At 67.6% G+C, this 22,448-nt stretch carries 25 protein-coding genes; 3 read left to right on the plus strand and 22 right to left on the minus strand.

Annotated elements, in window-relative coordinates:
- Nucleotides 1-107: 107 nt before the first annotated feature.
- Complete coding sequence (locus ACO6VM_RS21325; protein ID WP_401055638.1) at nt 108-455, plus strand: NirD/YgiW/YdeI family stress tolerance protein; 348 nt, start codon at nt 108-110, stop codon at nt 453-455.
- A 54-nt stretch (nt 456-509) separates the two neighbouring features.
- Here the strand turns inward: ACO6VM_RS21325 and ACO6VM_RS21330 are convergent, their stop codons facing one another.
- Nucleotides 510-1,751, minus strand: a complete 1,242-nt coding sequence (locus ACO6VM_RS21330) for an MFS transporter (RefSeq protein WP_401055636.1) — start codon at nt 1,749-1,751, stop codon at nt 510-512.
- Between the two features lie 111 nt (nt 1,752-1,862).
- Between ACO6VM_RS21330 and ACO6VM_RS21335 the strand changes: the two genes are divergently transcribed.
- The gene (locus ACO6VM_RS21335) at nt 1,863-2,765 is read left to right on the plus strand and encodes a LysR family transcriptional regulator (RefSeq protein ID WP_401055634.1); all 903 of its coding nucleotides are present in this window, start codon (nt 1,863-1,865) and stop codon (nt 2,763-2,765) included.
- Here the strand turns inward: ACO6VM_RS21335 and ACO6VM_RS21340 are convergent.
- From ACO6VM_RS21340 to ACO6VM_RS21430, 19 genes are all read right to left on the minus strand, one after another.
- Nucleotides 2,749-3,183: a hypothetical protein gene (locus tag ACO6VM_RS21340; RefSeq protein WP_401055633.1), complete on the minus strand. Its 435-nt coding sequence runs from the start codon at nt 3,181-3,183 to the stop codon at nt 2,749-2,751. The genes ACO6VM_RS21335 and ACO6VM_RS21340 overlap by 17 nt on opposite strands.
- 25 nt (nt 3,184-3,208) lie before the next feature.
- Nucleotides 3,209-4,435 carry a beta-ketoacyl-ACP synthase gene (locus ACO6VM_RS21345; RefSeq protein WP_401055631.1) on the minus strand — a complete coding sequence of 409 codons (1,227 nt, stop codon included), beginning with the start codon at nt 4,433-4,435 and terminating at the stop codon, nt 3,209-3,211.
- Nucleotides 4,435-5,163, minus strand: a complete 729-nt coding sequence (gene fabG / locus ACO6VM_RS21350; protein ID WP_401055629.1) for a 3-oxoacyl-ACP reductase FabG — start codon at nt 5,161-5,163, stop codon at nt 4,435-4,437. Before fabG ends, ACO6VM_RS21345 begins: the two co-directional genes overlap by 1 nt.
- Entirely contained in the window at nt 5,156-5,626 is a 471-nt protein-coding gene (locus ACO6VM_RS21355; RefSeq protein WP_401055627.1) for a hotdog family protein, read from the minus strand. The genes fabG and ACO6VM_RS21355 overlap by 8 nt, the downstream gene beginning before the upstream one ends.
- Entirely contained in the window at nt 5,623-6,816 is a 1,194-nt protein-coding gene (locus ACO6VM_RS21360) for a beta-ketoacyl-[acyl-carrier-protein] synthase family protein (protein WP_401055626.1), read from the minus strand. The genes ACO6VM_RS21355 and ACO6VM_RS21360 overlap by 4 nt, the downstream gene beginning before the upstream one ends.
- Nucleotides 6,813-7,298: a hypothetical protein gene (locus tag ACO6VM_RS21365; protein ID WP_401055624.1), complete on the minus strand. Its 486-nt coding sequence runs from the start codon at nt 7,296-7,298 to the stop codon at nt 6,813-6,815. The genes ACO6VM_RS21360 and ACO6VM_RS21365 overlap by 4 nt, the downstream gene beginning before the upstream one ends.
- A complete protein-coding gene (locus ACO6VM_RS21370; protein WP_401055622.1) occupies nt 7,295-8,035 on the minus strand; it encodes a class I SAM-dependent methyltransferase in 741 nt (246 codons plus the stop codon). Before ACO6VM_RS21370 ends, ACO6VM_RS21365 begins: the two co-directional genes overlap by 4 nt.
- Entirely contained in the window at nt 8,032-10,353 is a 2,322-nt protein-coding gene (locus ACO6VM_RS21375) for an MMPL family transporter (protein ID WP_401055621.1), read from the minus strand. The genes ACO6VM_RS21370 and ACO6VM_RS21375 overlap by 4 nt, the downstream gene beginning before the upstream one ends.
- On the minus strand, nt 10,343-10,999 hold the full coding sequence (locus ACO6VM_RS21380; protein ID WP_422403791.1) for an outer membrane lipoprotein carrier protein LolA: 657 nt from the start codon (nt 10,997-10,999) through the stop codon (nt 10,343-10,345). Before ACO6VM_RS21380 ends, ACO6VM_RS21375 begins: the two co-directional genes overlap by 11 nt.
- An 89-nt stretch (nt 11,000-11,088) precedes the next feature.
- The gene (locus ACO6VM_RS21385; protein ID WP_110995343.1) at nt 11,089-11,514 is read right to left on the minus strand and encodes an acyl-CoA thioesterase; all 426 of its coding nucleotides are present in this window, start codon (nt 11,512-11,514) and stop codon (nt 11,089-11,091) included.
- Entirely contained in the window at nt 11,507-13,051 is a 1,545-nt protein-coding gene (locus tag ACO6VM_RS21390) for an HAL/PAL/TAL family ammonia-lyase (RefSeq protein ID WP_401055617.1), read from the minus strand. Before ACO6VM_RS21390 ends, ACO6VM_RS21385 begins: the two co-directional genes overlap by 8 nt.
- Entirely contained in the window at nt 13,032-13,964 is a 933-nt protein-coding gene (locus ACO6VM_RS21395; RefSeq protein WP_401055615.1) for a glycosyl transferase, read from the minus strand. The genes ACO6VM_RS21390 and ACO6VM_RS21395 overlap by 20 nt, the downstream gene beginning before the upstream one ends.
- A complete protein-coding gene (locus ACO6VM_RS21400; RefSeq protein ID WP_401055613.1) occupies nt 13,961-14,695 on the minus strand; it encodes a glycosyltransferase family 2 protein in 735 nt (244 codons plus the stop codon). The genes ACO6VM_RS21395 and ACO6VM_RS21400 overlap by 4 nt, the downstream gene beginning before the upstream one ends.
- On the minus strand, nt 14,688-16,367 hold the full coding sequence (locus tag ACO6VM_RS21405; protein ID WP_401055611.1) for an AMP-binding protein: 1,680 nt from the start codon (nt 16,365-16,367) through the stop codon (nt 14,688-14,690). Before ACO6VM_RS21405 ends, ACO6VM_RS21400 begins: the two co-directional genes overlap by 8 nt.
- Nucleotides 16,364-16,909 (minus strand): hypothetical protein, encoded by a 546-nt coding sequence (locus tag ACO6VM_RS21410; protein WP_390968221.1) that lies wholly within the window; start codon nt 16,907-16,909, stop codon nt 16,364-16,366. Before ACO6VM_RS21410 ends, ACO6VM_RS21405 begins: the two co-directional genes overlap by 4 nt.
- On the minus strand, nt 16,906-17,160 hold the full coding sequence (locus ACO6VM_RS21415) for an acyl carrier protein (protein WP_110995337.1): 255 nt from the start codon (nt 17,158-17,160) through the stop codon (nt 16,906-16,908). Before ACO6VM_RS21415 ends, ACO6VM_RS21410 begins: the two co-directional genes overlap by 4 nt.
- Nucleotides 17,161-17,169: 9 nt before the next feature.
- Entirely contained in the window at nt 17,170-17,442 is a 273-nt protein-coding gene (locus ACO6VM_RS21420; protein ID WP_023632703.1) for a phosphopantetheine-binding protein, read from the minus strand.
- Entirely contained in the window at nt 17,411-18,229 is an 819-nt protein-coding gene (locus ACO6VM_RS21425; protein ID WP_401055607.1) for a lysophospholipid acyltransferase family protein, read from the minus strand. Before ACO6VM_RS21425 ends, ACO6VM_RS21420 begins: the two co-directional genes overlap by 32 nt.
- Nucleotides 18,205-18,921, minus strand: coding sequence for a beta-ketoacyl synthase chain length factor (locus tag ACO6VM_RS21430; RefSeq protein WP_401055605.1), 717 nt, complete (start codon nt 18,919-18,921; stop codon nt 18,205-18,207). The genes ACO6VM_RS21425 and ACO6VM_RS21430 overlap by 25 nt, the downstream gene beginning before the upstream one ends.
- Before the next feature lie 314 nt (nt 18,922-19,235).
- Here ACO6VM_RS21430 and ACO6VM_RS21435 point away from each other — a divergent pair, with 314 nt between their 5' ends.
- Nucleotides 19,236-20,009, plus strand: a complete 774-nt coding sequence (locus ACO6VM_RS21435; protein ID WP_110995334.1) for a ParA family protein — start codon at nt 19,236-19,238, stop codon at nt 20,007-20,009.
- 346 nt (nt 20,010-20,355) lie between these two features.
- Here the strand turns inward: ACO6VM_RS21435 and trxC are convergent, their stop codons facing one another.
- Together trxC and selO are read right to left on the minus strand one after the other, a co-directional pair.
- Nucleotides 20,356-20,790: a thioredoxin TrxC gene (trxC, locus tag ACO6VM_RS21440; protein WP_401055604.1), complete on the minus strand. Its 435-nt coding sequence runs from the start codon at nt 20,788-20,790 to the stop codon at nt 20,356-20,358.
- A gap of 135 nt (nt 20,791-20,925) precedes the next feature.
- Nucleotides 20,926-22,386 carry a protein adenylyltransferase SelO gene (selO, locus tag ACO6VM_RS21445; RefSeq protein ID WP_401055602.1) on the minus strand — a complete coding sequence of 487 codons (1,461 nt, stop codon included), beginning with the start codon at nt 22,384-22,386 and terminating at the stop codon, nt 20,926-20,928.
- Nucleotides 22,387-22,448: the final 62 nt, after the last annotated feature.

Here is a 22,448-nt window from a genome sequence, read left to right on the forward strand (position 1 = left end):
AAGTTGGCGTGGGAGCGGGCTTGCCCCGCGATTTTTTTGCATTAAGTTTCAATTCAGCGATCGTCGGTAATCTGGTCCCATCAAAACGCAAACAGGACCCGATCATCATGAAAGCCCGCTACCTGCCCCTGATCCTCGCCCCACTGTTCAGCACCGCTGCCCTGGCTGCCGGCTACACCGGCCCGGGTGCCCAGTCGGTCACCACCGTTGCCGCCGCCAAAGAAGCCGCCGATGACACCCCGGTAGTGCTGCAGGGCTTCGTGACCAAGAAGATCAACAACGACGACCGCTACGAATTCAAGGACAACACCGGCACCATCACCGTCGAGATCGACGACGAAGACCTGCCGCCGACGCCGTTCAACGACAAGACCAAGGTCAAGCTGACCGGCGAGGTGGAGAAGCACCTGATGAGCCGTGAAGTGGATGTGGATATCGTCGAGATCATCAACTGATCCGAAGCTCCATGCTTCAATTCGTGGGAGCGGGGCAAGCCCGCTCCCACGCTTTCAAGCTGTTTTCGGTGGCAACCGGCTCAAATGCACCGCCACCAGCAGCGCCACCGCCAACAGGCTGCCTATGAACAGCCCGATCCCATTCCAGCCCCACTGGTGCCAGAACACCCCACCCGCCGTCCCCGCCACGCTCGACCCCGCGTAGTAGCAGAACAGGTATAACGAAGACGCCTGCCCCTTGGCCTTCAGCGCCCGCCGGCCGATCCAGCTGCTGGCCACCGAATGCGCGCCGAAGAAACCGAAGGTGAACACCAGCATGCCGACGATGATCAGCGCCAGCGGGCTGGCCAGGGTCAGCAGCAGGCCACCGGCCATCACCAGGATGCTGGCCCAGAACACTTTGCGCCGGCCCAGTTTGTCGGCCAGCGCGCCGACCTGCGCCGAGCTGTAGATCCCCGACAGGTAGACCACCGAGAGCAAGCCGACCAGCGCCTGATTCATGTGATAAGGGCCGGCCAGCAGGCGGTAGCCGATGTAGTTGAACAGGGTGACGAAGGCGCCCATCAGCAGGAAGGCTTCGAGGAACAGCCAGGGCAGCCCGGCGTCCTTGAAATGCATGACGAAGCCGTCCAGCAGGCTGCGCGGGTTCATGGCCTGGGGGCGGAAGTTGCGCGACTCGGGCAGCACCTTCCAGAACACCACCGCCGCCACCAATGCCAGGCCACCGATCACCAGCATCGCCGTGTGCCAGCTGACGAAGTCGATCAGCACCCCGGTGATCAGCCGCCCGCTCATGCCACCAATGGCGTTGCCGCCGATGTACAGGCCCATGGCCAGGCCGATGTGCTGGGGGTGGATCTCCTCGCTCAGGTAGGTCATCGCCACCGCCGCCAGGCCACTTAGCGCCAGGCCCACCAGCGCGCGGCTGGCCAGCACCAGCTCCCAGCTCGGCATCACCGCGCTGGCGAGCGTCGCCAGGGCCGCGCAGAGCAGGGCGCAGACCATCACCGGCTTGCGCCCGATACGGTCGGAAATCGGCCCGGTCACCAGCAGCCCGACGGCCAGCATGGCGGTAGACACCGACAGCACCAGGCTGCTCTGCGCCGCGTTGATGGCGAACTCCTGGGACAGCAGCGGCATCATCGGCTGCACGCAATACAGCAGGGCAAAGGTGGCGAAGCCGCCGCTGAACAGCGCCAGCACGGTTTTCATGAAGGCGGGCGTGCCTTTCTCGATCCAGATGTCGTTGACGGCAGGTTCGGGCTCGACGGGCAGGGGGGCGACGGCGGATCTCACGGAGGGTACCTCGGGGCGTTGCGATGGAAAAATCATATAGCTGGCTAATGATTAGATCCAATATATTGTTCGACCTGTTTAAGACGTTTAACGACCTGTTCGGAGCCGATCATGGAGCTGCGTCACCTGCGTTATTTCATCGCCGTGGCCGAAGAGCTGCACTTCGGCCGCGCCGCCCAGCAACTGGGCATCTCGCAACCGCCGCTGAGCCAGCAGATCCAGGCCCTGGAACAGGAGTTGGGCGCGCGGCTGTTCGAACGCACCAACCGTCGGGTCGAGCTCAGCGAGGCCGGGCGGCTGTTCCTCGACGAAGCCCGCCAGGTGCTGGCCCAGGTGGAAAAGGCCGCCGACGTGGCCCGGCGTGCGCAACTGGGGGAACTGGGGGAGCTGAAGATCGGCTTCACCTCCTCGGCGCCCTTCACCTCGAAGCTGCCCAAGGCGCTGCACGCGTTCCGCCAGCAGTTCCCGGCGGTGCACCTGAACCTCAAGGAAATGAGCAGCCGCGATGTCGCCGAAGCGGTGCTCGACGAGTCCATCGAAGTCGGCCTGATGCGGCCGATGCCCTTGCCCCCGGGGCTGGAGGTCAACGAATTGCTGCGCGAGCCGTTGGTGGCGGTGATCAATGCCTCGCACCCACTCGCCGCAGGCAGCGAGCAGGGCCTGTACATGCAGGCCCTGGCCGACCAGCCGTTCGTGTTCTTCCCGCGCAGCTACGGCAGCGGCCTGCACGCGCAGCTGTTGAGCCTGGCGCGCCAGGCCGGCTTCAGCCCGCACTTCGCCCAGGAAGCGGGCGAGGCGATGACCATCATCGGCCTGGTGTCGGCGGGGTTGGGGGTGTCGGTGTTGCCGGCGTCGTTCCAGCGCATGCGCATCGACGGGGTGGTTTACAGGACCTTGCTGGATGAGGGCGCCGACACCGCCGTGTGGCTGGTGCGGCGTGTCGGCGATGGCTCGGCGATGGCGCGCGCCTTTGCCGAACTGCTGGGCGGGCAGCGGATCACGCCCCCTGGTTGACCATGCCCGGGCCGTGGACCGTCTTGATGGGCGGGTTGTTCGACAGCTCCTTGAGCACGTTGTCGCGCAGCAGGTTGATCCAGCGGTTGTAGTTGCGGTGGATCTGGCCGTCCTTGTAGTCCAGCCCCCAGCTGCTGCGGTAGACGATCTGGAACTCGCTGGGTGTATAGGGGATGTCGACCTCGGCGTGGTGGCGGCCGCGCACGGTGATGGCCGCCTTGACCATGCCCGGGCGCACCGACTGGACGATCCACTGGCGGTCGTTGAGCGCGGTGACGATCGCCCGTTTCATCTGGTCGTCGCTGAAGTTCTGGCTGCTGGCGAAGTCTTCCTTGGCGTTGTACACCGGCTTGCTGGTGCACCCGCTGAAGACCAGGGCCATGGCCAGCAAGGCGAGGGTGCGGTGGATCCGAGTCATTCCTTTCACTCCGTGGTTTTGCGGGTCAGCGCCAGCGGCGGAAGATCAACGAGGTGTTGACGCCGCCGAAGGCGAAGTTGTTGTTCATCACGTATTCGTGGCTCATGGCGCGGAAGGCGCCTTGCAGGTAGTCGAGTTCGCCGCACTGCGGGTCGACATTGTCGAGGTTGAGCGTGGGGGCGTACTGCTCGCGGTTCATCATCTCGATGCTGAACCACGATTCCAGGGCGCCGCAGGCACCCAGGGTGTGGCCCAGGTAGCTCTTCTGCGAGCTGATCGGCATGTGCGGCCCGAACAGGCTGCTGGTGGCCAGGGTCTCGGCGATATCGCCTTGCTCGGTGGCGGTGCCATGGCCATTCACATAACCGATCGCCTCGGGCGCCAGGCCCGCGTCTTCCAGCGCCAGTTCCATGGCCCGGCGCATGGTCACTTGCTCTGGCCGGGTGATGTGCTGGCCGTCGGCATTGCTGCCAAAGCCCACCACTTCGGCGTGGATCCGCGCGCCACGGGCCAAGGCATGTTCCAGCTCTTCGAGCACCAGCATGCCGCCGCCCTCGCCGATCACCAGGCCGTCGCGGTCCAGGTCGTAGGGGCGGGGGCTCAGCTGTGGGGTGTCGTTCTTCAGGCTGGTGGCATAGAGCGCGTCGAACACCATGGCCTCGGTGGGGCACAGCTCTTCGGCACCACCGGCGAGCATCAGCGGCAGGCGCCCGAACTTGATCGCTTCATAGGCGTAGCCGACGCCCTGGCTGCCGCTGGTGCAGGCGCTGGACGTGGGGATCAGGCGCCCGGTCAGGCCGAAGTAGATGCTGATGTTGGCCGCTGTGGTGTGCGGCATCATGCGCACGTAGGAGTTGGCGTTGAGGCCTTCCGAGGTGGAGTTGAGCAGCATGTTGCCGAAGGTCTTGATCTCGTCGGTGCTGCCGGTGGACGAACCGCAGGCTACGCCCATGCGCCCATCACGGATGCTCGGGTCGTCGAGCAGCCCGGCGTCGGCCAGTGCCCGCTCGGCGGCGGCCACCGCCAGGCGCGATACCCGGCCCATGCTGCGCAATTGCTTGCGGGTCCAGTGCGCGGGCACCTGGAAGTCGTCGATGGGCCCAGCCAGGCGGGTGTTGAGTTCGCTGTAGCGGTCCCATTCGTCCATGCGCCGAATGCCGCTGCGCCCGGCGGCGAAATGCGCGGCGATGCTGGCCCAGTCGTTGCCCAGGGCGGTAATGCCGGCCATGCCGGTGACCACGACGCGGCGCATCAGCACAGCCCTCCGTTGACCGCCAGCACCTGGCGGGTGATGTAGGCCGCCTCGGGCGACATCAGGAAATTCACCGCGCCGGCCACTTCTTCCGGGGTGCCCATGCGCCCGGCCGGGATCATCTTCAGCAGTTCATCGACCGGCACGTTTTCGTCGAGCATGGCCGTGTCGATCAGGCCGGGGGCCACGCAGTTGACCGTGATGCGGCGCTTGCCCAGCTCGATCGCCAGGGCCTTCGCGGCACCGATCAGGCCGGCCTTGGAGGCGCTGTAGTTGACCTGGCCACGGTTGCCGATCAGCCCCGATACCGAGGTGATGCAGACGATACGCCCCGGCGCGCGGCGGCGGATCATCGGCATCGTCAGCGGGTGCAGGACGTTGTAAAAACCGTCGAGGTTGGTGCGCATCACCTGGTCCCAGTCGTCGTCGCTCAGCGCCGGGAAGGCGCCGTCGCGGGTCAGCCCGGCATTGCACACCACGCCGTAGTAGGCGCCGTGGGCTTCGACATCGGCTTCCAGCACCGCCTTGCAGCTGGCGCGGTCGGCCACGTCGAACTGCAGCACCCGGGCCTGTTGGCCGAGTGCGTGCACTTCGGCGGCCACGGCGTCGGCCTCGGCACGGCCGCTGCGGCAGTGCAGCACCAGGTCGAAGCCGGCCTGCGCCAGGCGCAGGGCAACGGCCCGACCGATGCCACGGCTGGAGCCGGTAACGAGAATGCTGTCAGTCATGCTGGGGTTCCTCTGGGCCGGCTTCGGCCAGGTAGCGGTCGGGCTGTGGCGGGCGGTACACATTCAGGCGGGCCGTGGCATGGATGCCGGGGCCGCGCAGGTGGCATTCGAACACGCCCATGCCGTTGTCGTCTTCCAGCGAGCGCTGCGCGTGGATCAACAGTTCGGCGCCGACGGGGAAGTGCTCGACGGCGCATTCGAACTTGCGCGTGCCCAGCAGAAACCCCAGCTCCACCGGCAGGCCTTGGCGACGGGCGCGGCAGCCGGCGAAGGCGGCCACGCTCTGGGCCATCAGCTCCAGGCCCAGCCAGGCCGGCAGGCTGCCGTCGGCGCGGTTGAACAGGCCGCCTGGACGCACCGTGGTGCGGGTGTGGATCTGCTCGTCGTCGCAGCTGTCGATCTGCTCGATGAGGATCATGTCACCGGCATGGGGCAGCAGCTCGGCCAGGGGCCAGGGGATCATGGGGCGTCTCCGAGAATCAGGCTGACATTGTTGCCGCCAAAGGCGAACGAGTTGCTCATCAGGTACCGCGGGTGTTGCGCGGTCAGCCGCTGGCTGCCATCGACCAACGCCAGGGCCGGCAATGCCGGGTCCTGCTGGCCATCCCAGGCATGTGGCGGCAGCAGGCCCTGCGGGTTGTGCCCGCTCAGGGCCAGCCAGCAGAACGCCGCTTCCAGCGCGCCGGCGGCGCCCAGGGTGTGGCCGGTCATGGGCTTGCTCGACGAGCAGGGCAGGCCGGCGCCGAACAGGCTGTGCACGGCCAGGGCTTCCATGGCGTCGTTGTGCACGGTGGCGGTGCCGTGCAGGTTCAGGTAGCCGATCTGCGCGGGCGCAAGGCCGGCATTGTCCAAGGCTTTGCCCATGGCCTGCAAGGCGCCTTTGCCGGTGGGCTCCGGCGCCGAGATATGGTGGGCGTCGGAGCTGGCGCCGGCGCCCAGCAGGGCGATGCGCGGGCCTTGTGGGTTGGCCTCGCGGGTCATCAGCAGCAACGCCGCGCCTTCGCCGATGTTGATCCCGGCGCGGTTGCGCGAGAACGGGTTGCAGCGGGCGTCGCTGACCGCCTCCAGGGCACTGAAACCGTTGAGGGTCAGGCCGCACAGGCTGTCGACGCCGCCGCACAGCACGGCGTCGCACAGCCCCAGGTCGAGCAGGCGGCGCGCGCTCATCAGCGCCCGGGCGCTGGAGGTGCAGGCGGTGGAAATCACATAGGCCGGGCCGCTCAGTTGCAGCCAGTCGGCGAGGAAGTTGGCCGGGGCGCTGAGCTCTTGCTGGGCGTACTGGTAGCCCTCGGGAAAGCGCTGCTCACGCAGGTAGTGGGCGATGCCGTCGCTGGCCTCGGCGATCCCCGAGGTGCTGGTGCCCAGCACCACGCCGAGCCGATGGGCGCCGTGACGATCGATCGCTTCACGGATGGCCGGCTCGATCTGCAGCGCGGCGCTGTACAGCAGCTGGTTGTTGCGGCTGTGGTGCTCGGGCAGCGGCAGCTCGGGCAGCGGGGTGGTGACGGCGCCCACCGGCAGGCTGCGCTCGGGCACCCAGCCCGCTTGCGCCAGCATGCCCGAACAGTCGCCGGCAAACAGCCGGCGGGCGATGTCGGCCTGGCCGTGGCCGAGGGCACAGACCAGGCCCAGGGCATTGAGATAGGCGCTCATGGGGTGTTCTCGTCGGGCAAGGGGCTGACGTGATAACGCAGCCCTTGGCCCAGGTTCAAGGTAAAGGTATCGGCGCCCTGGTAGCGCACCTGCCAGCGCTCGCCGAGCCAGCGACGGTCATCCTGCTGGTGGGCCTGGGGGTAAGCCTGTGGCAGTTGCTGCGCCGGGGTCAGGGCGAACAGCACGGCGGCGAACAGTTCGCGCGCCGCCGGGTTCGGCGGCAGCAGCCCGTCGGCCTGCCACTGCTGGCCATCGAGTAACTGGCGGGCCTGGGGGATGCCCAGCAGATCCAGCAGTGACCAGCGCAGGCGGGTGTCTTCGCGCTGGATCACCAGCAGCCAGTCCTGGCGTTGCCCGGCCTGCTCCCGTTCGACGTGCAACTGGCGTGGCAGTTCCAGCGCGGGCGCTTGCTCAGGCAAGGGCGGCCGCGCGGCGCAGGCGCCGAGCAGCAGGCAGCAGAGCATGGCCAGCAAGGCTTTCATGGGGTCTCCAGCGCTTTGCGCGCGACCACGTTGAGCAAGGTCTCTTCGCGTTGCCCGACCGGCGGCGGGTTACGCAGCCCGAAGCGTTCGAGCAGGCCGAAGTCCTTGGCGCGGCTCCACCACAGATACGGGTACGAGACATGCCGTGGCGCAAACTCGAAGCCTTGGGCGCTGAGCATCTGCAGATAGCCCTCGGCGCTCTTCTGCACGTGCATCGGGTGGCGGAACAGCCAGCGGATCACCCAGGTATCGATATACGCCTCGGTGGACTCGGCGAACAGCAGGTAGCCGCCCGGCTTGAGCACCCGATGGAATTGGGCCAAGGCTTTTTCCTGCTCCACCAGGTGGTGGAAGGTCTGGTGGCAGAACAGGATATCGACACTGGCGTCGGCGTAGGGCAGCGCGGCGCAGTCGCTGCCATGCAGTTCCACCGTGATGCCCAGGCGTTCGGCCTCGGCGGCGCTGAGCGCCAGGCTGTGCGGGTCGGCGTCGGTGCCCAGCAGGCGCGAAGGGGCGAACACCTGGTGCAGGTGACGGAACGACTTGCCCTGGCCGCAGCCGACATCCAGCAGCACCGGCGCGGCCGGCGGGTTGCCGTCGAACAGCCGGCGCAGGTCGTTGATCGCCACCCGCAGCACATGGTGCTGCCAGGTGTGGCTGCGCAGGAACCAGAAGCCGAAACGGGTTTCCTCGACATAGGTGTCGCTGAAAAAAGCCTTGGGCGTGCTGCTGTTCATGGCGGTGGATGCGCTCCTTCGCGGGTGGCGGCCCAGGGGGCCAGCAGGAAACTGAAAGCCAGGCCCAGGCTTACCGCCAGGCCGAAGTTGCTGACTGCCGGGGTGCTCGACAACGCCAGCAGGCCGAAGGACAGCCAGGTGGTCACCGCCGCCAGCAGGGTGCCCAGCAGGCTCACGGCGGCGCCGCCGATGCGCTCGTGCATGAGGATGGCGTAGTCGACGCTGATGGCCGTCACCAGCAGCAGGCCGAACAGGCTGAACAGGGTCAGTGGCTGGCCCAGCCAGCCGAGGCTGGCCAGGCTGCACAGCGCCGCCAGCAGCGGCAGGGCGACGATGCGCAGGGCACCGCGCAGGCCGAACGGCAGCACCAGCAGCACCACGATCAGCAGGCACGACAGCAGCTTGAGTTCGGCGGCGCTGAGCTGGGTGGCGGCGAACAGCTGGTTCAGCTCGCCGAGGCGATCGACCAGTTGCACGCCGGGCAGGTCATCGGTCTGCAGGCGCAGCAAGGCGGTGTCGCCCAGGCCTTGCAGGCTGACGATGGCGGCCACGCCGTCGCCGTCCGGGCCCAGCCACAAGGGCCGCCAGGCTTCGCCCAGCGGGCCGGCCAGCACTGCGTCGATGCTTTGCGGCGCCAGCTGTTGCAGGTGCTGCAGCTCGCCTGTCAGCGCGGCCTCGGGCACGCCCAGTGCCAGCAAGGGTTGCCAATGGGCCGGCAACTGGCCGAGGGCCTGTTGCAGCCGGGCCTGTTGCGCAGGGCTGGCGACCAGCTGGCTGAGGCTCATGTAGCCCTTGAGCTTGCCCAGCTCGACCAGTTCGCCCAGCTTGCCGCTCAGCGCCTGCAGGCGTTCGAGCAGTTGCTGCGGGTCGTTGCCGCGCACCAGGTAGAACTGGCTGGTGGGCTGGTAGCCGGTGATGCGCGCCACGGCCTGGGCCTCTTGCAGCAACTGCGGCGGGCTGCCGACCCACTGGCGGATGTCGTTGCGGCTGTCCAGGCGCCACAGGCCGGCGGCGCAGAACAGCAGCACGAGGATCAGCAGCACCCCGCTCGGCACCTTGGCCAGCAGGCGTTCACGCAGCGTGGTCAGGGTTTGCGCGATGCGCAGCGGCCACTGCGCCGGGCGCAACTCGACGCCGGCAAGCAGCGCGGGCAGCAGGCACACTGCGCTGAGGTAGGCGCCCAGCAGCCCGGCGGCGGAAAACGCGGCGATCTGGGTCAGCGCCGGGAACGGCGTGAACGCCAGGGCCAGGTAGCCGATGGCGCTGGTCGCCAGGCTCAGGCTCAGCCCCGGCAGGGTCAGGCGCAGGGCCGGCCAGCTGTGCCAGGGCTTGAGGCTCCAGCTCTTGGACAGGTAGTGCAGCGGGTAGTCCACCGCCACGCCGATCAGGCTCGAACCCAGCACCAGGGTCATCACGTGCATCTGCCCGAACAGCGCCACGCACACCACCGCGCCGAACAGCATGCCCACCAGCACCGGCACGAAGGCCAGCAGCACGCGCCAGCGGCGGAAGGCCAACAGCAACAGCAGCAGGATGCCCAGCGTGGCGCCACCGCCGACCCAGGTGATCTCGCGGCTGGCCTGCTGCTGGCCGGCGGCGGCGTACAGCAGGCCGCTGGCCGCCAGCAGCCGGGCGCCGTGCTGGTCGGCGTCGAGGCGGCTGGCGGCGAGCAGCTCGGCCACCTGCAACGGCAGGTGCATGTCGAAGGCGTTGCCCTGGGTGCGGGCCCGCAGCAGCACCCACTGCTGGCCGTCGGCCTCGGCGATCAGCGCACCGCTGGCGGTGTCCAGGTGCACGTTGACCGGCATCGGCTGGCTGTTCTGGATGCGCCCGGTCAGGCCCAGCCAGTCGTCCTGGCTGGGCACCAGGCTGAAACCGGCGAAGGGGTCGAACAGGCTTTGCACGCGCTGTTCGATGAAGGCCTGCGGCTGGGTGATCAATTGTTCGCGGTCGTTCGCCGAGAGCAGCGCCAGGCGGCCTTGCAGCAGTTGTGCGCGCAACGCCGACAGGTCGGTCTGCAGGCTCCACTGGACCTTTTCGAACAGGCCACTGCCTTGCCAGCGCGTGGCCAGGCGCTCGGCCAGCGCCAGTGCCTGTTCACGCTCGGGGTGGCCGACCAGCACCAGCATTTCGCGGTTGAGCGGCTCCTGCATGCGCTGCTCGGCCCGCAAGACCTGCGGGTCCTGGGTGGCGCCGGGCACCAGGGTCATCAAGTCGGCCGACAGCGGCGCACCGCGGTGCCACTGCCAGCCGGCAATGGCCAGCATCACCAGTAACAGCCCGAGGAACAGGCGCGGCAGCAGGCGTTCAGTCGGCAAAATCGCTGCGCTCCGTGTCGCTCAAGGCCGCTGCCGCCGTGCTGGCCGGCATGCGCAGCACGGTGCTGTCGCCCTGGGTTTCGCTCAGCTCGATGCGCTCCACGTACTGCCCGCCGGCGATGTCGATGCGCGTGAACACCTGCTTGAGCAGTAGCGAACGCGGCGTCAGGCGCAGTTGCCAGTGCCCGGCGTCGCCGGACAGGGCCAGTTCGAAATCACGTTGCAGGCCACTGCTGTCGCCCTGCAGCACGGCGAAGAACAGGCGGTTCTGCTCGGCCCCGGCGCTGCGGCTGGGCAGGGTTTGCCAGCCGTTCGGGTCGCGCCGGGCGATGCCTTGGGCGTCGATGCGGTAATCCTGGCGCAGCGGGGTGTCCAGCAGCCACAGCAGGCCGTGGTCACGGGCGAGGACGAAGCGGCCTTTGCTCAGCAGCGGTTGGGGCAGGGCGCGCAGGTGCTTTTCCTGGATGAACGGGCCCTTGACCACGGCGGGCTGGCTGAGCTGCTTTTGCAGGTCGTCGAGGCTGAAGGCCAGGGTCAGGGGGCTGGCGAGCAGCAATGCAAATGCAGCCAGCACGCGGGCTGTGCTTTTGGGGGAGCGGCTTTGTGCCGCGAAAGGGCCGCAGAGCGGCCCCAGCAATCTGTGCATCACTGCCGAAAACCTGGGGCCGCTGCGCGACCCTTTCGCGGCACAAGGCCGCTCCCACAACAGCCTGCGCAGGCTCAAGAAAGGGCGACTCATGGCAACACCTTGGCAACCGCATCGAGCATCACCTGTGGCGAGGCCAGTTGCATCTCGCCGCTGTCGATATGCACGGCTACCTGCACGGTGCTGGCACGGGTCATGCGCTCGCCGGTTTCGGCATCGCTGATCAGGTAATGGATCTTCAAGCGGTTCTCCCACTCCACCAGGCTGGCACGTACGCTCAGCCGCTGGCCGAAGGTGGCACCGCGGATGTAGCGCAGCTGCAGGTCGATTACCGGCCAGTGGTAACCGGAGGCCTGCATGCCTCGGTAATCGTGCTGCAGGCGCTCGAGCAAGGCGCAGCGGGCGACTTCCAGGTACTTGACGTAATGCCCGTGCCAGACGATGTGCATGCTGTCCACGTCGAAGAACGGCACGACGATTTCGCTGTCGACGTGAAACACCCCGGGGTTACGCATGCAGCCTCCAGTGGCGCTGGCCGATACGGGTCAGGCACAGGCGCAGGTCGTGTTCCAGGGCGCGATCCTCGATGACCGGGGCGAAGTCGGCCAGCAGCAGCTGGTGCATCTGTTCGAGCGCTGGCGGCAACGGCCGGGCGTCGGCCTGACGGGCACGCAGCCAGACGCCCTGGTTGGCCGCCAGCAAGGTGGCGGCGGCGACCTGCTCGGTCAGCTCCAGCACCCGCAGGGCGTCGCGGGCGGCAATGGTGCCCATGCTCACCTTGTCCTGGTTGTGGCATTCGGTGGAGCGCGAGAACACGCTGGCCGGCATGGTCTGCTTGAGGGCTTCGGCGGTCCAGGCGCTGGCGCCGATCTGCACGGCCTTGAAACCGTGGTTGAGCATGGCCCGCTCGGCCTCGGCGCCGGACAGGTTGCTTGGCAGGCCGTGGTTGTAGCGCACGTCCACCAGCAGTGCGAGCTGGCGGTCGAGCAGGTCGGCGACGTTGGCCACCAGGGTTTTCAGGCTGTCCATGGCGAAGGCGATATGCCCGCCGTAGAAGTGCCCGCCGTGCAGCACGCGCTCGGCGTCGCCGTCGATGATCGGGTTGTCGTTGGCGCTGTTCAGCTCGGTTTCGATGAAACCGCGCAGCCAGCCCAGGCTGTCGGCCAGCACGCCGAGCACATGGGGCGCGCAGCGCAGCGAGTAGCGGTCCTGCAGGCGGTGCAGCGACGGCAGCGGCGCGTCGATGGCCAGGTCCTGGCGCAGCCAGGCGGCCACCTGGGTCTGGCCCGGGTGCGGCTTGGCGGCGAACAGGCGTTCGTCGAAGTGCTCCGGGTTGCCCTGCAGGGCGATCACGTTGAGCGCGGTGATGCGCGTGGCCAGTTGCAGCAGGTAGTCGGCGCGGGCGAAGGCCAGGCAGGCCAGGCCGGTCATCACCGCGGTGCCGTTCATCAGTGCCAGCGCTTCCTTGGGTCGCAGCACCAGCGGCTGCCAGCCCAGCTCGCGGTGCACCTCGGCACTGCTGCGGCGCTCGCCCCGGTACAGCACCTCGCGCTCGCCGGAGAGGGTGGCGGCCACGTAGGACAGCGGCGTCAGGTCGCCGCTGGCGCCCACCGAGCCCTCTTCGGGAATCAGCGGCAGGATGTCGTGTTCGAGGAACAGTTGCAGGCGCTCCAGCAGCTCCATGCGCACCCCCGACACGCCGTGGCTCAGCGAGCGCAGGCGCGCCGCCAGCACCGCGCGGGTGCTCGGTGCATCGAGCAGGCGGCCCAGGCCGCAGCCGTGGAAGGTGTACAGGTGACGCGGCAGGCTTTCGACATGCTCCAGCGGCACGGCCACCACGCAGGAGTCGCCGTAACCGGTGGTGACCCCGTAGATCACCCCTTCCTGGTCGAGCAGGGTGTCGAGAAAGCGCGCGCCACGGGCGATGCGTTCGCGGTACTCGGCGTCGTCCTGCAGGCGGCTGGCGGCACGGCGCTCGGCCACTGCCAGCACGTCCTCGATGGCCAGCGGCGCTTCGCCGAAGGTGACAGGCTCATGGGGTTGCATCGTCATCGCTCTTCCAGAAAGGGTAGAAATTGAACCACTGCAGGGGCGCCTGGCGGCAGTAATGGGCCAGGCGCTCGGCGTAGCGGGCCGTCCATTGCTGGATCACCTGGTCACGCTCGGCACGCCGCCATTGCAGCTGTTCGGCGAAAGGTTCCAGGGTGATTTGATAGCGGCCGTCGAGCTTGAGGCAGAACAGCAGGTTGACCGGGCAACCGAGCAGCCCGGCCAGCAGCCACGGGCCTTGCGGGAACGCGGCCGGCTGGCCGAGAAAGTCCACGGTGGCGGTGCGCGCGCCATGCAGCGGCACGCGGTCGCCGGCAATCGCCAGCCACTCGCCGCGCTCCAGGCGTTGCGAGAGCTGCAGCATGATCGCCGGGTCCAGCTCGCTGACCTGGATCAGCCGCAGGTGGGTGGCCCCGGCCTCGCCGAGCAGGCGGTTGAACTGTTCGGCATGGCGGGTGTGCACCAGCACGTTCATGGTCACCTGCTCGCCCAGTTCGGCCAACGCCCGGCATACCTCCAGGTTGCCCAGGTGGGCGCCCACCAGCAGTTGCCCGCGCTTGCCGCGCAGTTGCCCGCGCAATCCGGCCGGGTCGACGATATCGATGTCTTCAAGGCGCAGGCGGCCGTTCCACACGTCGAGCTTGTCCAGCAGGGCGTCGGCGAAGGCCATGAACTGGCGAAACACCTGCCACTGGCTGGGCGCTGGCGTCTGCCCGGCGCTGTACCGGTGCAGGCGCTGCTGGTACTGCCAGGCGCTGCGCCGGGCGCGCCGGCCAAACAGGAAGAAGTAGGCGACGATCACATGGATCAGCGGGCTGAGCAGCCGGCGCCCGAGCAGGCGTGCCAGCAGCGCGGTCAGTTGCATCAGCCGAAAGCTGCCGCGCTCGCGTTGCGCGGCCCAGTGCTGCTCGCTCATCGCCGCCACCGCCGCCAGAGAATCAGTGGGCTGCGCAGGAGCATGCCGAAGAACAGCTTGGCGTGCATTTTCGAGATCAGCGCGTTGTCGTGCACCAGGCGAAAGTGCGACAGGCCGTCCTGCGGGTAGTGCACCCGGGTCGGCAGCCAGCGCATCGGCTGGTTGCGCCAGGCCAGGCGCACCAGGATCTCGGGGTCGAAGTCCATGCGCCGGCCCAGCTTGACGCTGTCGATCAGCGCCAGGGTGGGCGGCAGCGGGTAGACGCGAAAACCGCACATGGAGTCGGGGATGGCCAGTGACAGGCTGTTGATCCACACCCACACGTGGGTGAGGTAGCGGGCATACAGGCGGCCCTTGGGCACGCTGTCGTCGTACTGGGGATAACCGCACACCAGCGCCTGTGGATAAACCTGCGACTGGGCCAGGAAATGGCCGACATCGGCCAGGTCGTGCTGGCCGTCGGCGTCCACCTGCAGGGCGTGGCTGAAGCCCAGCCGCGCGGCCTCGCGCAGGCCGGCCATCACCGCGCCGCCCTTGCCCTGGTTGACCGCCAGTTGCACCAGGTGCACGTCCGCGCGCTTGGCCAGCTGGCGCAGCACCTCGGCGCACGGGGCATGGCTGGCGTCATCCACCAGCACACAGGGCAGGCCGGCGCGCAGCAGGTCGTCGACCACCTTGGGCACGGCCTGTTCGTGGTTGTACACCGGGATCACCGCGCAGGGTTTATGCACTGGCGGCCTCCAGCAGGATGCGGCCGCTGGCGCAGGCTTGGCCGGCGCGGGTGTAGCTGAAGTACAGCTTGCCGCGCTCCGGCTCGAAGCGCAGGTCCAGCTGCAGCGCGTCGCCGGGGCGCACCAGTTGCTGGAACTTGAGCACTTCCATGCCGGCGAAGCGCAGGTTGGCGGCCAGCAGCGGCGCAGCGAGGGCGATGGCCCAGTCGAGCTGGACCACGCCGGGCAATACCGGGGTCTGCGGGAAATGGCCGGTGAAGCAGGGCAAGTCCAGTGGCACGGCCAGGCGCAGTTGCAGCTGGTTGTCTTCACGGGCCTGTGCCAGCACCTCGGGGGCCTGGCTGCGAGCGGCCAGCAGCAACGCCGTGACCTCGGCCTGGGGCAGCTTGCCCTGGGCGTTGCACGGCAGCTGGCGCAGCAGGCGCCAGCGCCGGGGCAGGGCGATGGCCTCGCAGTGTTCGGCCAGGTGCGCACGCAGACCCTCCAGCAGTGCGCGGCGCCCCTGGTTGCGCAGCGCATGCAGGCCTTCGGCGCTTGGCACCAGCAGGGCACCGAGGAAGGCGCGGCCTTCTTCGATCACCCCCAGGCGCGCCTCGGCGACCCAGGCGTGGGCGCACAGGGCCTGTTCGAGCATGGGCAGGGAGATGCGTTTTTCTTCCAGCTTGACGGTGCGGTCGAGGCGGCCGAGCAGGCGGAAGCGCCCGTCGCTGGCGAACTCGGCGGCATCGGCGCTTTGCTCGACGTGGCCGACGGGCAGGTAGGGCGAGGCGATGCGCAGGGCGCCGTCGGCATCCTGGCTGAGTACCACGTCGGCGAACGGCTGCCACAGGGCTTCACCCTGGCGCCAGGCGATGCCGCCGGTTTCGGAGCTGCCGAGGATTTCCGTCGGCCACTGGCCGAGGCGCTGGTGCAGGCGTTCGGCGGCTTCGGCGGGCAGTTCGCCGCCGGAGGAAAATACCCGCCGCACCGCGCTCAGCCCGGGCCAGTCGAGGTTGTCGCCCATGCGCTTGAGCAGCGCCGGGCTGGCCACCCAGGCGAACGCCGGGTGTTCGCGGCTGGCGCGTTGCAGGTCTTCGGGGAACGGCTGGGCACTGCGGGCGAAGCCGCGCCCGGCGCACAGCGGCCACAGCACACGGAACAGCAGGCCGTAGATGTGCTGGGTGGCGACGCTGCCGAGGATGTGCGCATCGCCCAACGATGGGCCCCACAACTGCTCCAGGGCGATGACTTCGTTGCCCAGTTGGCGCAGGCATTTGTCGATGCGCTTGGGCTCGCCGCTGGAGCCCGAGGTGCACAGGCTGATGCGGCACTGGTCGGGGTCGAGGTCGGCGCTGGCCAGTGGTTCGCCCAGCAGGTCTTCGAGCTGTGGGTCGCCCGGCTGGTCGCTGAGCCATAGGTCGACCTGGGCCTGCCAGCGGGCGCGGGTCTGCGCTTGCAGGTCGGCGGTCAGCAGCACCTGCGCCCCGGCGCGCCAGGCGCCGAGCAGGGCGATGGCCAGCGTCGCGGCGTCGTCCACATGCACCGCCAGGCGGCGTACGCCGCGGGCTTGCAGGCCGCCGGCCAGGCGCAGGGCTTGGCGGCACAGCGCGGCATGGTCCAGGGCCGGCGCCTCGGTCACCGGGCGTACAGTGGCCAGCGGGCGCAACAGGTGTTCGAGGTTGATCCAGTTCATGAGCGTCCTCGCACACGTTGACGTATCAGCCATTCCACGGCGAACAGCAGGCCCATCGCGGCGTAGGCGATCAGGCCGTTGTACAGGGTCCACCAGGCCAGCGGCGCCCACAGGGTCAGGCCGGCGGCGATCAGGCCGTTGACCAGGAAGAACAGGCACCAGGCCTGGGTCACTCGCCGTGTGTAGCGCACCGCTGCCGGTGGCAGTTCGGGTTCGCGCAGCCGCGCCAGGCGCTCGGCCATGGGCATGCCCTGCATCAGGCTGGTGCCGAACAGGCCGAGCATGAAGCTGCTGATCAGCACCGGGTACCAGCGCAGCAGTTGCGCGCTGTCGGACAGCGCCAGCAGCGCGCAGAAACCCAGTGCCGCCAGTGCCATCCACAGGCCGCCGGGGCGTTGTGGGGCACTCAGTGCGCGGGCCAGCCACAGGCCGCCGAGCAGCAAGGCGAACTGCCACGGGGCGAAGTGGCCCAGGCCGTAGTGCACGGCAAACGGATACAGCACGCCGGCCAGCAGCAGGCCAAGGCCGACCAGGCGTTTCATGCCGCGCTGTTTACCAGGCGATGAACCGCTTCGACCACATCGTTGACGGTGCGTACCGACTTGAAGTCCTCGGCGCTGATCTTCTTGCCGGTCTTGCGCTTGATGTGGTCGAGCAGGTCGATGGCGTCGATGCTGTCGATTTCCAGGTCCTGGTACAGGTGCGATTGCAGGCTGATGCGTTCGGGCTCGAGCTCGAACAGCTCGACCAGGGCGTCACGGAGGGTGTTGAAGATGTCTTCGCGGGTTTGCATGGTGCGGTCTCAGGCGGCCTGGCGGGCGGTGATGAACGCCGCGAGGGTGGCGACGTTGGTGAAATGGCTGCGGGTGTCCTTGGCATCGGCGTCGATCTTGATGCCGTAGCGCTTCTGGATCGCCAGGCCCAGTTCGAGGGCGTCCACCGAGTCCAGGCCCAGGCCTTCGCCGAACAGTGTCTGCGCGTCGTCGATGTCCTGCACGCTGATGTCTTCCAGGCCCAGGGCGTCGATGATCAGTTGCTTGATGTCACGGTTCAGGTCGTGTTGTGCATCGCTCATCGGTGGCGAGCTCCTTGTTGTAGTACTGGTGCAGGTAATCATTGAGTTTGCGCGACGCCAGGGGCGGTGGGCCAAGGCTGGCGAAGGCCTGGGGGTCGATGTCGGCGCCGACGCGCAGGCTGAAGTGCACGCGCCGCCGGGGGATGCGGTACCAGGGCTCGTGCTTGGTCAGGGTGGTGGGGCTGACCTGGATGATCACCGGTGTGATGATTTTCGCACCGCGCAGGGCGATCGCGGCGGCGCCACGATGGAAGGCCGGGGCCTGGCCGGGCGGGGTGCGGGTGCCTTCGGGGAAGATCACCAGCGGCTGGCCCTGCTGCAGCGAGGCGGCGGCGCTGTCGAGCATGTCCAGGCTGCCGTCGTTGCCGATGTACTGCGCCTCGCGCACCGGCCCACGGGTGAAGGGGTTGCCGAACAGGCTGTGCTTGACCACGCAGTTGGCGTCGCGCACCTGCCCGAGCAGGAACACCACGTCGATCAATGAAGGGTGGTTGGCGATGATCATCTGCCCGCGCCGGCCCAGGCGTTCGGCGCCGCTGATCTCGAAGGTGAGCACACCGAGGCCGCGCATGATCAGGATGAACCGCCAGAACAGCCAGCCGATGGTGCGCCGGGCGCGTTGGCGATGCTGTTCGCCATTGCCCGGCAGGCAGGCCAGCAGCGGGAACACCAGCAGGCGCAGGCACAGCCCGCCCAGGCCGAACAGCAGGAAGCTCAGGGCGGTGGCCGCCAGGCGCCACAGGTAGGCGTCGCGGGGGCGGTTCATGGCTGACGTTGCCAGTTCCATGTGCGACGGCTCCAGGTGTGGGAAAAGGCGTTCTGGCCGTTGAGCGAGGCGCGTAGCCAGGCCAGGGCATGGGGCAGCTCGGCGGCTGGCGCCGTGTGTGCCGGCCCGAGGGACAACTGCCATTGCTGGCCGGGGGTGAGCAGCAGCGCCACGGCGTAGGCGAACGGCACATCGCTGATGCAGGGCGCGTAGGCGGCCGGGGGTTGTTCTTCGGTGACGATCAGCAGCACCGCCGGTGCGCCTTCGGCGAGCAGCGCGGCGGCTTCCACGGCGCCTTGCTCGAAGCCGTCGCCGGCGGCGGCCAGGGCGGTCATCTCGCAGGTTTGCCCGCGCATGATCGACCACAGGCCGATCATCGCGTTGTGCACCGACAGGCTGAACTGGGTCGGCGACAAGGGCTGCTGGCTGGCCAGTTCGCTGAGGATCGAGAAGGTGCGTGGGGTTTCACCATGCCGCGAGACGAACACCAGCGGCAGGTTGGCGTGACCTTCGGCCAGGGGCCAGCCGACGGCAAAGGCCATGCGCGCCATATGGCTCAGGCGGCGGCGCTGCAACGCCGGCAGGAACGCCACGTCCGGCGCCTGCTCGGCACAGGGCTCGGGTTCGGCGCCGTCCGCCCAGGCCTGCCAGTCGGCAGCGCTCTGCAGGCCTGGGGCCCAGGCACGCCATTGGCTGATGTCGAAGGTGATCATGATGAGTGTGACGTTTCCGCCCTGAGGGAGTTCCTGTCCGTGGGAATGACTCGGAGCACGCGCCGTGCGGGCTTGGCGCACGGGAAGGTGGCGCGCATTATCCCGGTGCACGGGACCTGTATCAATCCACATGATGGCTATCGGACAACATCCACACGCATATGCGTCATGTCCTCTTGCATGGCTGCACAGTTTCCGACAGTCGGTTACGCGCTGATTGTCGGGCTGCCTGCCGTCCACTTGAGCGAACAACGCTGGCCAATGGCGCAGTGTCGCCACATACTCGGGCATTCGTTGATACACGGAGGTCTGACATGCGGCGCGTGGTGTTCAATCAGAAAGGTGGCGTGGGCAAATCGAGCATTGCCTGCAATCTCGCGGCCGTGAGTGCCAGCGAAGGCTACCGGACCCTGCTGATCGACCTGGATGCCCAGGCCAACTCGACCCAGTACCTGACCGGCCTGACCGGCGACGACATCCCCATGGGCATCGCCGACTTCTTCAAGCAGTCGTTGTCCAGCGGCCCGTTCGCCAAGAAGAACAAGGTCGATATCTACGAAACACCGTTCGACAACCTGCATGTGGTCACTGCCACGGCAGAGCTGGCCGATCTGCAGCCCAAGCTCGAGGCCAAGCACAAGATCAACAAGCTGCGCAAACTGCTCGAAGAGCTGGACGAAGACTACGAGCGGATCTACATCGATACCCCGCCAGCGCTCAATTTTTACGCGGTTTCCGCGTTGATCGCCGCTGATCGCGTATTGATCCCCTTTGACTGCGACAGCTTCTCGCGCCAGGCCCTGTACGGCCTGCTGGCTGAGATCGACGATTTGAAGGAAGACCACAACGACGAGCTGGTGGTCGAAGGCATCGTGGTCAACCAGTTCCAGTCACGCGCCAGCCTGCCGCAGCAGATGCTCGACGAACTGCTGGCCGAGGGGCTGCCGGTGCTGCCGGTGTATTTGAGCAGCTCGGTGAAGATGCGTGAGTCTCACCATGCCAGCTTGCCGCTGATCCACCTGGAGCCACGGCATAAGCTGACTCAGCAGTTTGTTGAGTTGCATGATCTGTTGGAGCGGAGTGCGTGAAGGCTTTCAGGGGTTCGCCGAAAGCTCTTCAGCGCCTATGAGATCGAGCGCCGCCCGCGCGGCGCATCGCGGGACAAGCCCGCTCCCACATTTGTTTCGGGCCAGTTTTTCCTGTGCCATTACCTGGTCCGCCTTGTTGGTACGACGCGGTTTTGGCGTGGTCGCTGATGCTGCTCCACATGACTCAAGGCATGCACCAAGGCGGCAGCGGTACTTGCACAGGACTCATTGGCCCGAAACAGATGTGGGAGCGGGCTTGTCCCGCGATGCGCCGCGCGGGCGGCGCTCGATCTCAAGAGCGCTGCATATCTATCGGCGAACCCCTGTCAGCCCTGACGCAATCCCCTCAAACCCCCTGCCCGCGCAACCATTCCAGCAACGACTGCAACGGAAACGCCCCCGCCTGGCGCGCCACTTCGCGCCCATTCCTGAACAGAATCAGACTGGGGATCGAGCGAATGCCCAATTGCCCGGCAAGGTTGCGGTTGGCTTCGCTGTCCAGCTTTGCCAGGCGGCAACGGCCAGCCAGCTGGCGGGCGGCCTGTTCGAAGGTAGGGGCGAAGCTCTTGCACGGCCCACACCAGTCGGCCCAGACATCCAGCAGCAGCGGCAGGTCGCCCTTGATCTGGGCGGCGTAATTGCTTTCGCTCAGCTCGAACGGGGTGCTCAACAGCACCTCCTGTTTGCAGCGGCCGCATTTCGGGCTGTCGCCCAGGCGGTCGGCGGGTATGCGGTTGAGGCCGTTGCAGTGGGGGCAGGGGATAACCAGGGGTGCAGTCATGAATAGCTCCAAAGGGGCATTGTGGGAGCGGGCCTGCCCCGCGATGACGTCAGATCAGGCAGTGTTGTTGCAGCGGCTGACGCTATCGCGGGGCAAGCCCGCTCCCACGGGTCATCTTTCAAAATGGGGAGATGTTCAGGAAGAACAGCTGATCTCCAGGTGCTTGCCCCACTCTGGTGGGCGCTCGGCATAAGCCTGCATTCCGGCCTGTTCCTCGAACGGCGTGCTCAACACCTGATGCAGCCGCCGCACCTCACTGTAGTCACCCGCCTCAGCCGCTTCGATGGCCCTCTGCGCCAGGTAATTGCGCAGCACATACAGCGGATTGACCGCATGCATCCGCTCACGCCGCCCCTCGGCGTTACCCGGCTCGCGCTGGCAGCGCGCCAGGTACTCGGCGCCCCAGGCATCGAAACCGGCCAGGTCGATGAAGTCGTCGCGCACCACCTGCAGCGCTTCGGCCACTGGCCGCTCGCCGAGCTTGCGGAAGAACAACGTGTAGTCCACGCCACCGCTCTGCATGCGCTGCAGCAGGCGTTCGACCAGCGCCATGTCGTCATCTTCGGCCGTGGTCAGGCCCAGGCGGCGGCGCATCAGGTCGAGGTAATGGGCCTGGTACAGCGGCAGGAACAGCGCCAGCACTTCCTTGAGCGGCTCGACCTCGATCACCGTGGTCAGGGCCTGGGCCAGGGCGCTGAGGTTCCAGTGGGCAATCGGTACCTGGTTGGCGTAGCTGTAGCGGCCACGGTCGTCGGAGTGGTTGCAGATGAAGTTGGCGTCGAAGTCGTCGAGGAAGGCGTAAGGGCCGAAGTCGAAGGTGATGCCGAGGATCGACATGTTGTCGGTGTTCATCACCCCATGGCAGAAGCCATAGGCCTGCCAGCGGGCGATCAGCTCGGCGTTGCGCTCGACGATGGTGCGGAACATGGCCAGGTAGGGCTGCTCGGCGTCGCGGCATTCGGGGTAGTGCTGCTCCAGTACATGGTCGATCAGCACCCGCTGCTGCTCGGGCTGCTTGGTGTAGTAGAAGTATTCGAAGTGGCCGAAGCGCACGTGGCTCTGGGCCAGGCGCAGGAGCATGGCGGCACTTTCGCGGGTTTCACGCCACACCGGGGTGCTCGAGCCGATCACGCACAGTGCGCGGCTGCTGGGGATGCCCAGGGCGTGCAGGGCTTCGGAAGCGAGGAATTCACGGATCGACGAGCGCAGCACCGCGCGGCCGTCGCCCATGCGCGAGTAGGGGGTCTGGCCGGCGCCCTTGAGGTGCAGGTCCCAGTGCTCGCCGGCGTCGTTGCGTACTTCGCCCAGCAGCAGGCCGCGGCCATCGCCCAGGCGCGGGTTGTACGAGCCGAACTGGTGGCCGGAATAGACCATCGCCCGCGGGTCGGCCTCCTCCCACAGCTTGTGGCCGCCGAACAGCTCGGCGAACACCGGCAGTTCGGCCTGGGCCGGGTCGAGGTCGAGCAGGGCCATGGCCGATGTGCTGGCGACGACCAGGCGCGGCTCGGCAATCGGCTCGGGCAGGACCTGGGTGGAGAAGGCGTCGCCGAGCTGGGCGAAGCGGTTGTCGAAGACGAGTTGATCGAGGGCTTTCACGGGCTTGCCCCGCGATGCGATCATGAATCCTGTGCATCATTTTCAAGGGCGCGGCGCTTGGC

Origin of the sequence: Pseudomonas sp. GZD-209, from assembly GCF_049310485.1 — a bacterium.
GTDB lineage: Bacteria > Pseudomonadota > Gammaproteobacteria > Pseudomonadales > Pseudomonadaceae > Aquipseudomonas > Aquipseudomonas sichuanensis.

Coding starts and splice junctions, on each gene's coding strand:
- ACO6VM_RS21405 (WP_401055611.1), bottom strand. CDS start 16,367: ATGAACTGGATCAACCTCGAACACCTGTTGCGCCCGCTGGCCACTGTA.
- ACO6VM_RS21360 (WP_401055626.1), bottom strand. CDS start 6,816: ATGAGCGCCTATCTCAATGCCCTGGGCCTGGTCTGTGCCCTCGGCCAC.
- ACO6VM_RS21430 (WP_401055605.1), bottom strand. CDS start 18,921: ATGATCACCTTCGACATCAGCCAATGGCGTGCCTGGGCCCCAGGCCTG.
- ACO6VM_RS21380 (WP_422403791.1), bottom strand. CDS start 10,999: ATGCACAGATTGCTGGGGCCGCTCTGCGGCCCTTTCGCGGCACAAAGC.
- ACO6VM_RS21370 (WP_401055622.1), bottom strand. CDS start 8,035: ATGAACAGCAGCACGCCCAAGGCTTTTTTCAGCGACACCTATGTCGAG.
- fabG (WP_401055629.1), bottom strand. CDS start 5,163: ATGACTGACAGCATTCTCGTTACCGGCTCCAGCCGTGGCATCGGTCGG.
- ACO6VM_RS21365 (WP_401055624.1), bottom strand. CDS start 7,298: ATGAAAGCCTTGCTGGCCATGCTCTGCTGCCTGCTGCTCGGCGCCTGC.
- ACO6VM_RS21355 (WP_401055627.1), bottom strand. CDS start 5,626: ATGATCCCCTGGCCCCTGGCCGAGCTGCTGCCCCATGCCGGTGACATG.
- ACO6VM_RS21340 (WP_401055633.1), bottom strand. CDS start 3,183: ATGACTCGGATCCACCGCACCCTCGCCTTGCTGGCCATGGCCCTGGTC.
- ACO6VM_RS21420 (WP_023632703.1), bottom strand. CDS start 17,442: ATGAGCGATGCACAACACGACCTGAACCGTGACATCAAGCAACTGATC.
- ACO6VM_RS21410 (WP_390968221.1), bottom strand. CDS start 16,909: ATGAAACGCCTGGTCGGCCTTGGCCTGCTGCTGGCCGGCGTGCTGTAT.
- ACO6VM_RS21335 (WP_401055634.1), top strand. CDS start 1,863: ATGGAGCTGCGTCACCTGCGTTATTTCATCGCCGTGGCCGAAGAGCTG.
- trxC (WP_401055604.1), bottom strand. CDS start 20,790: ATGACTGCACCCCTGGTTATCCCCTGCCCCCACTGCAACGGCCTCAAC.
- ACO6VM_RS21385 (WP_110995343.1), bottom strand. CDS start 11,514: ATGCGTAACCCCGGGGTGTTTCACGTCGACAGCGAAATCGTCGTGCCG.
- ACO6VM_RS21435 (WP_110995334.1), top strand. CDS start 19,236: ATGCGGCGCGTGGTGTTCAATCAGAAAGGTGGCGTGGGCAAATCGAGC.
- ACO6VM_RS21415 (WP_110995337.1), bottom strand. CDS start 17,160: ATGCAAACCCGCGAAGACATCTTCAACACCCTCCGTGACGCCCTGGTC.
- ACO6VM_RS21325 (WP_401055638.1), top strand. CDS start 108: ATGAAAGCCCGCTACCTGCCCCTGATCCTCGCCCCACTGTTCAGCACC.
- ACO6VM_RS21395 (WP_401055615.1), bottom strand. CDS start 13,964: ATGAGCGAGCAGCACTGGGCCGCGCAACGCGAGCGCGGCAGCTTTCGG.
- ACO6VM_RS21345 (WP_401055631.1), bottom strand. CDS start 4,435: ATGCGCCGCGTCGTGGTCACCGGCATGGCCGGCATTACCGCCCTGGGC.
- ACO6VM_RS21390 (WP_401055617.1), bottom strand. CDS start 13,051: ATGACGATGCAACCCCATGAGCCTGTCACCTTCGGCGAAGCGCCGCTG.
- ACO6VM_RS21425 (WP_401055607.1), bottom strand. CDS start 18,229: ATGGAACTGGCAACGTCAGCCATGAACCGCCCCCGCGACGCCTACCTG.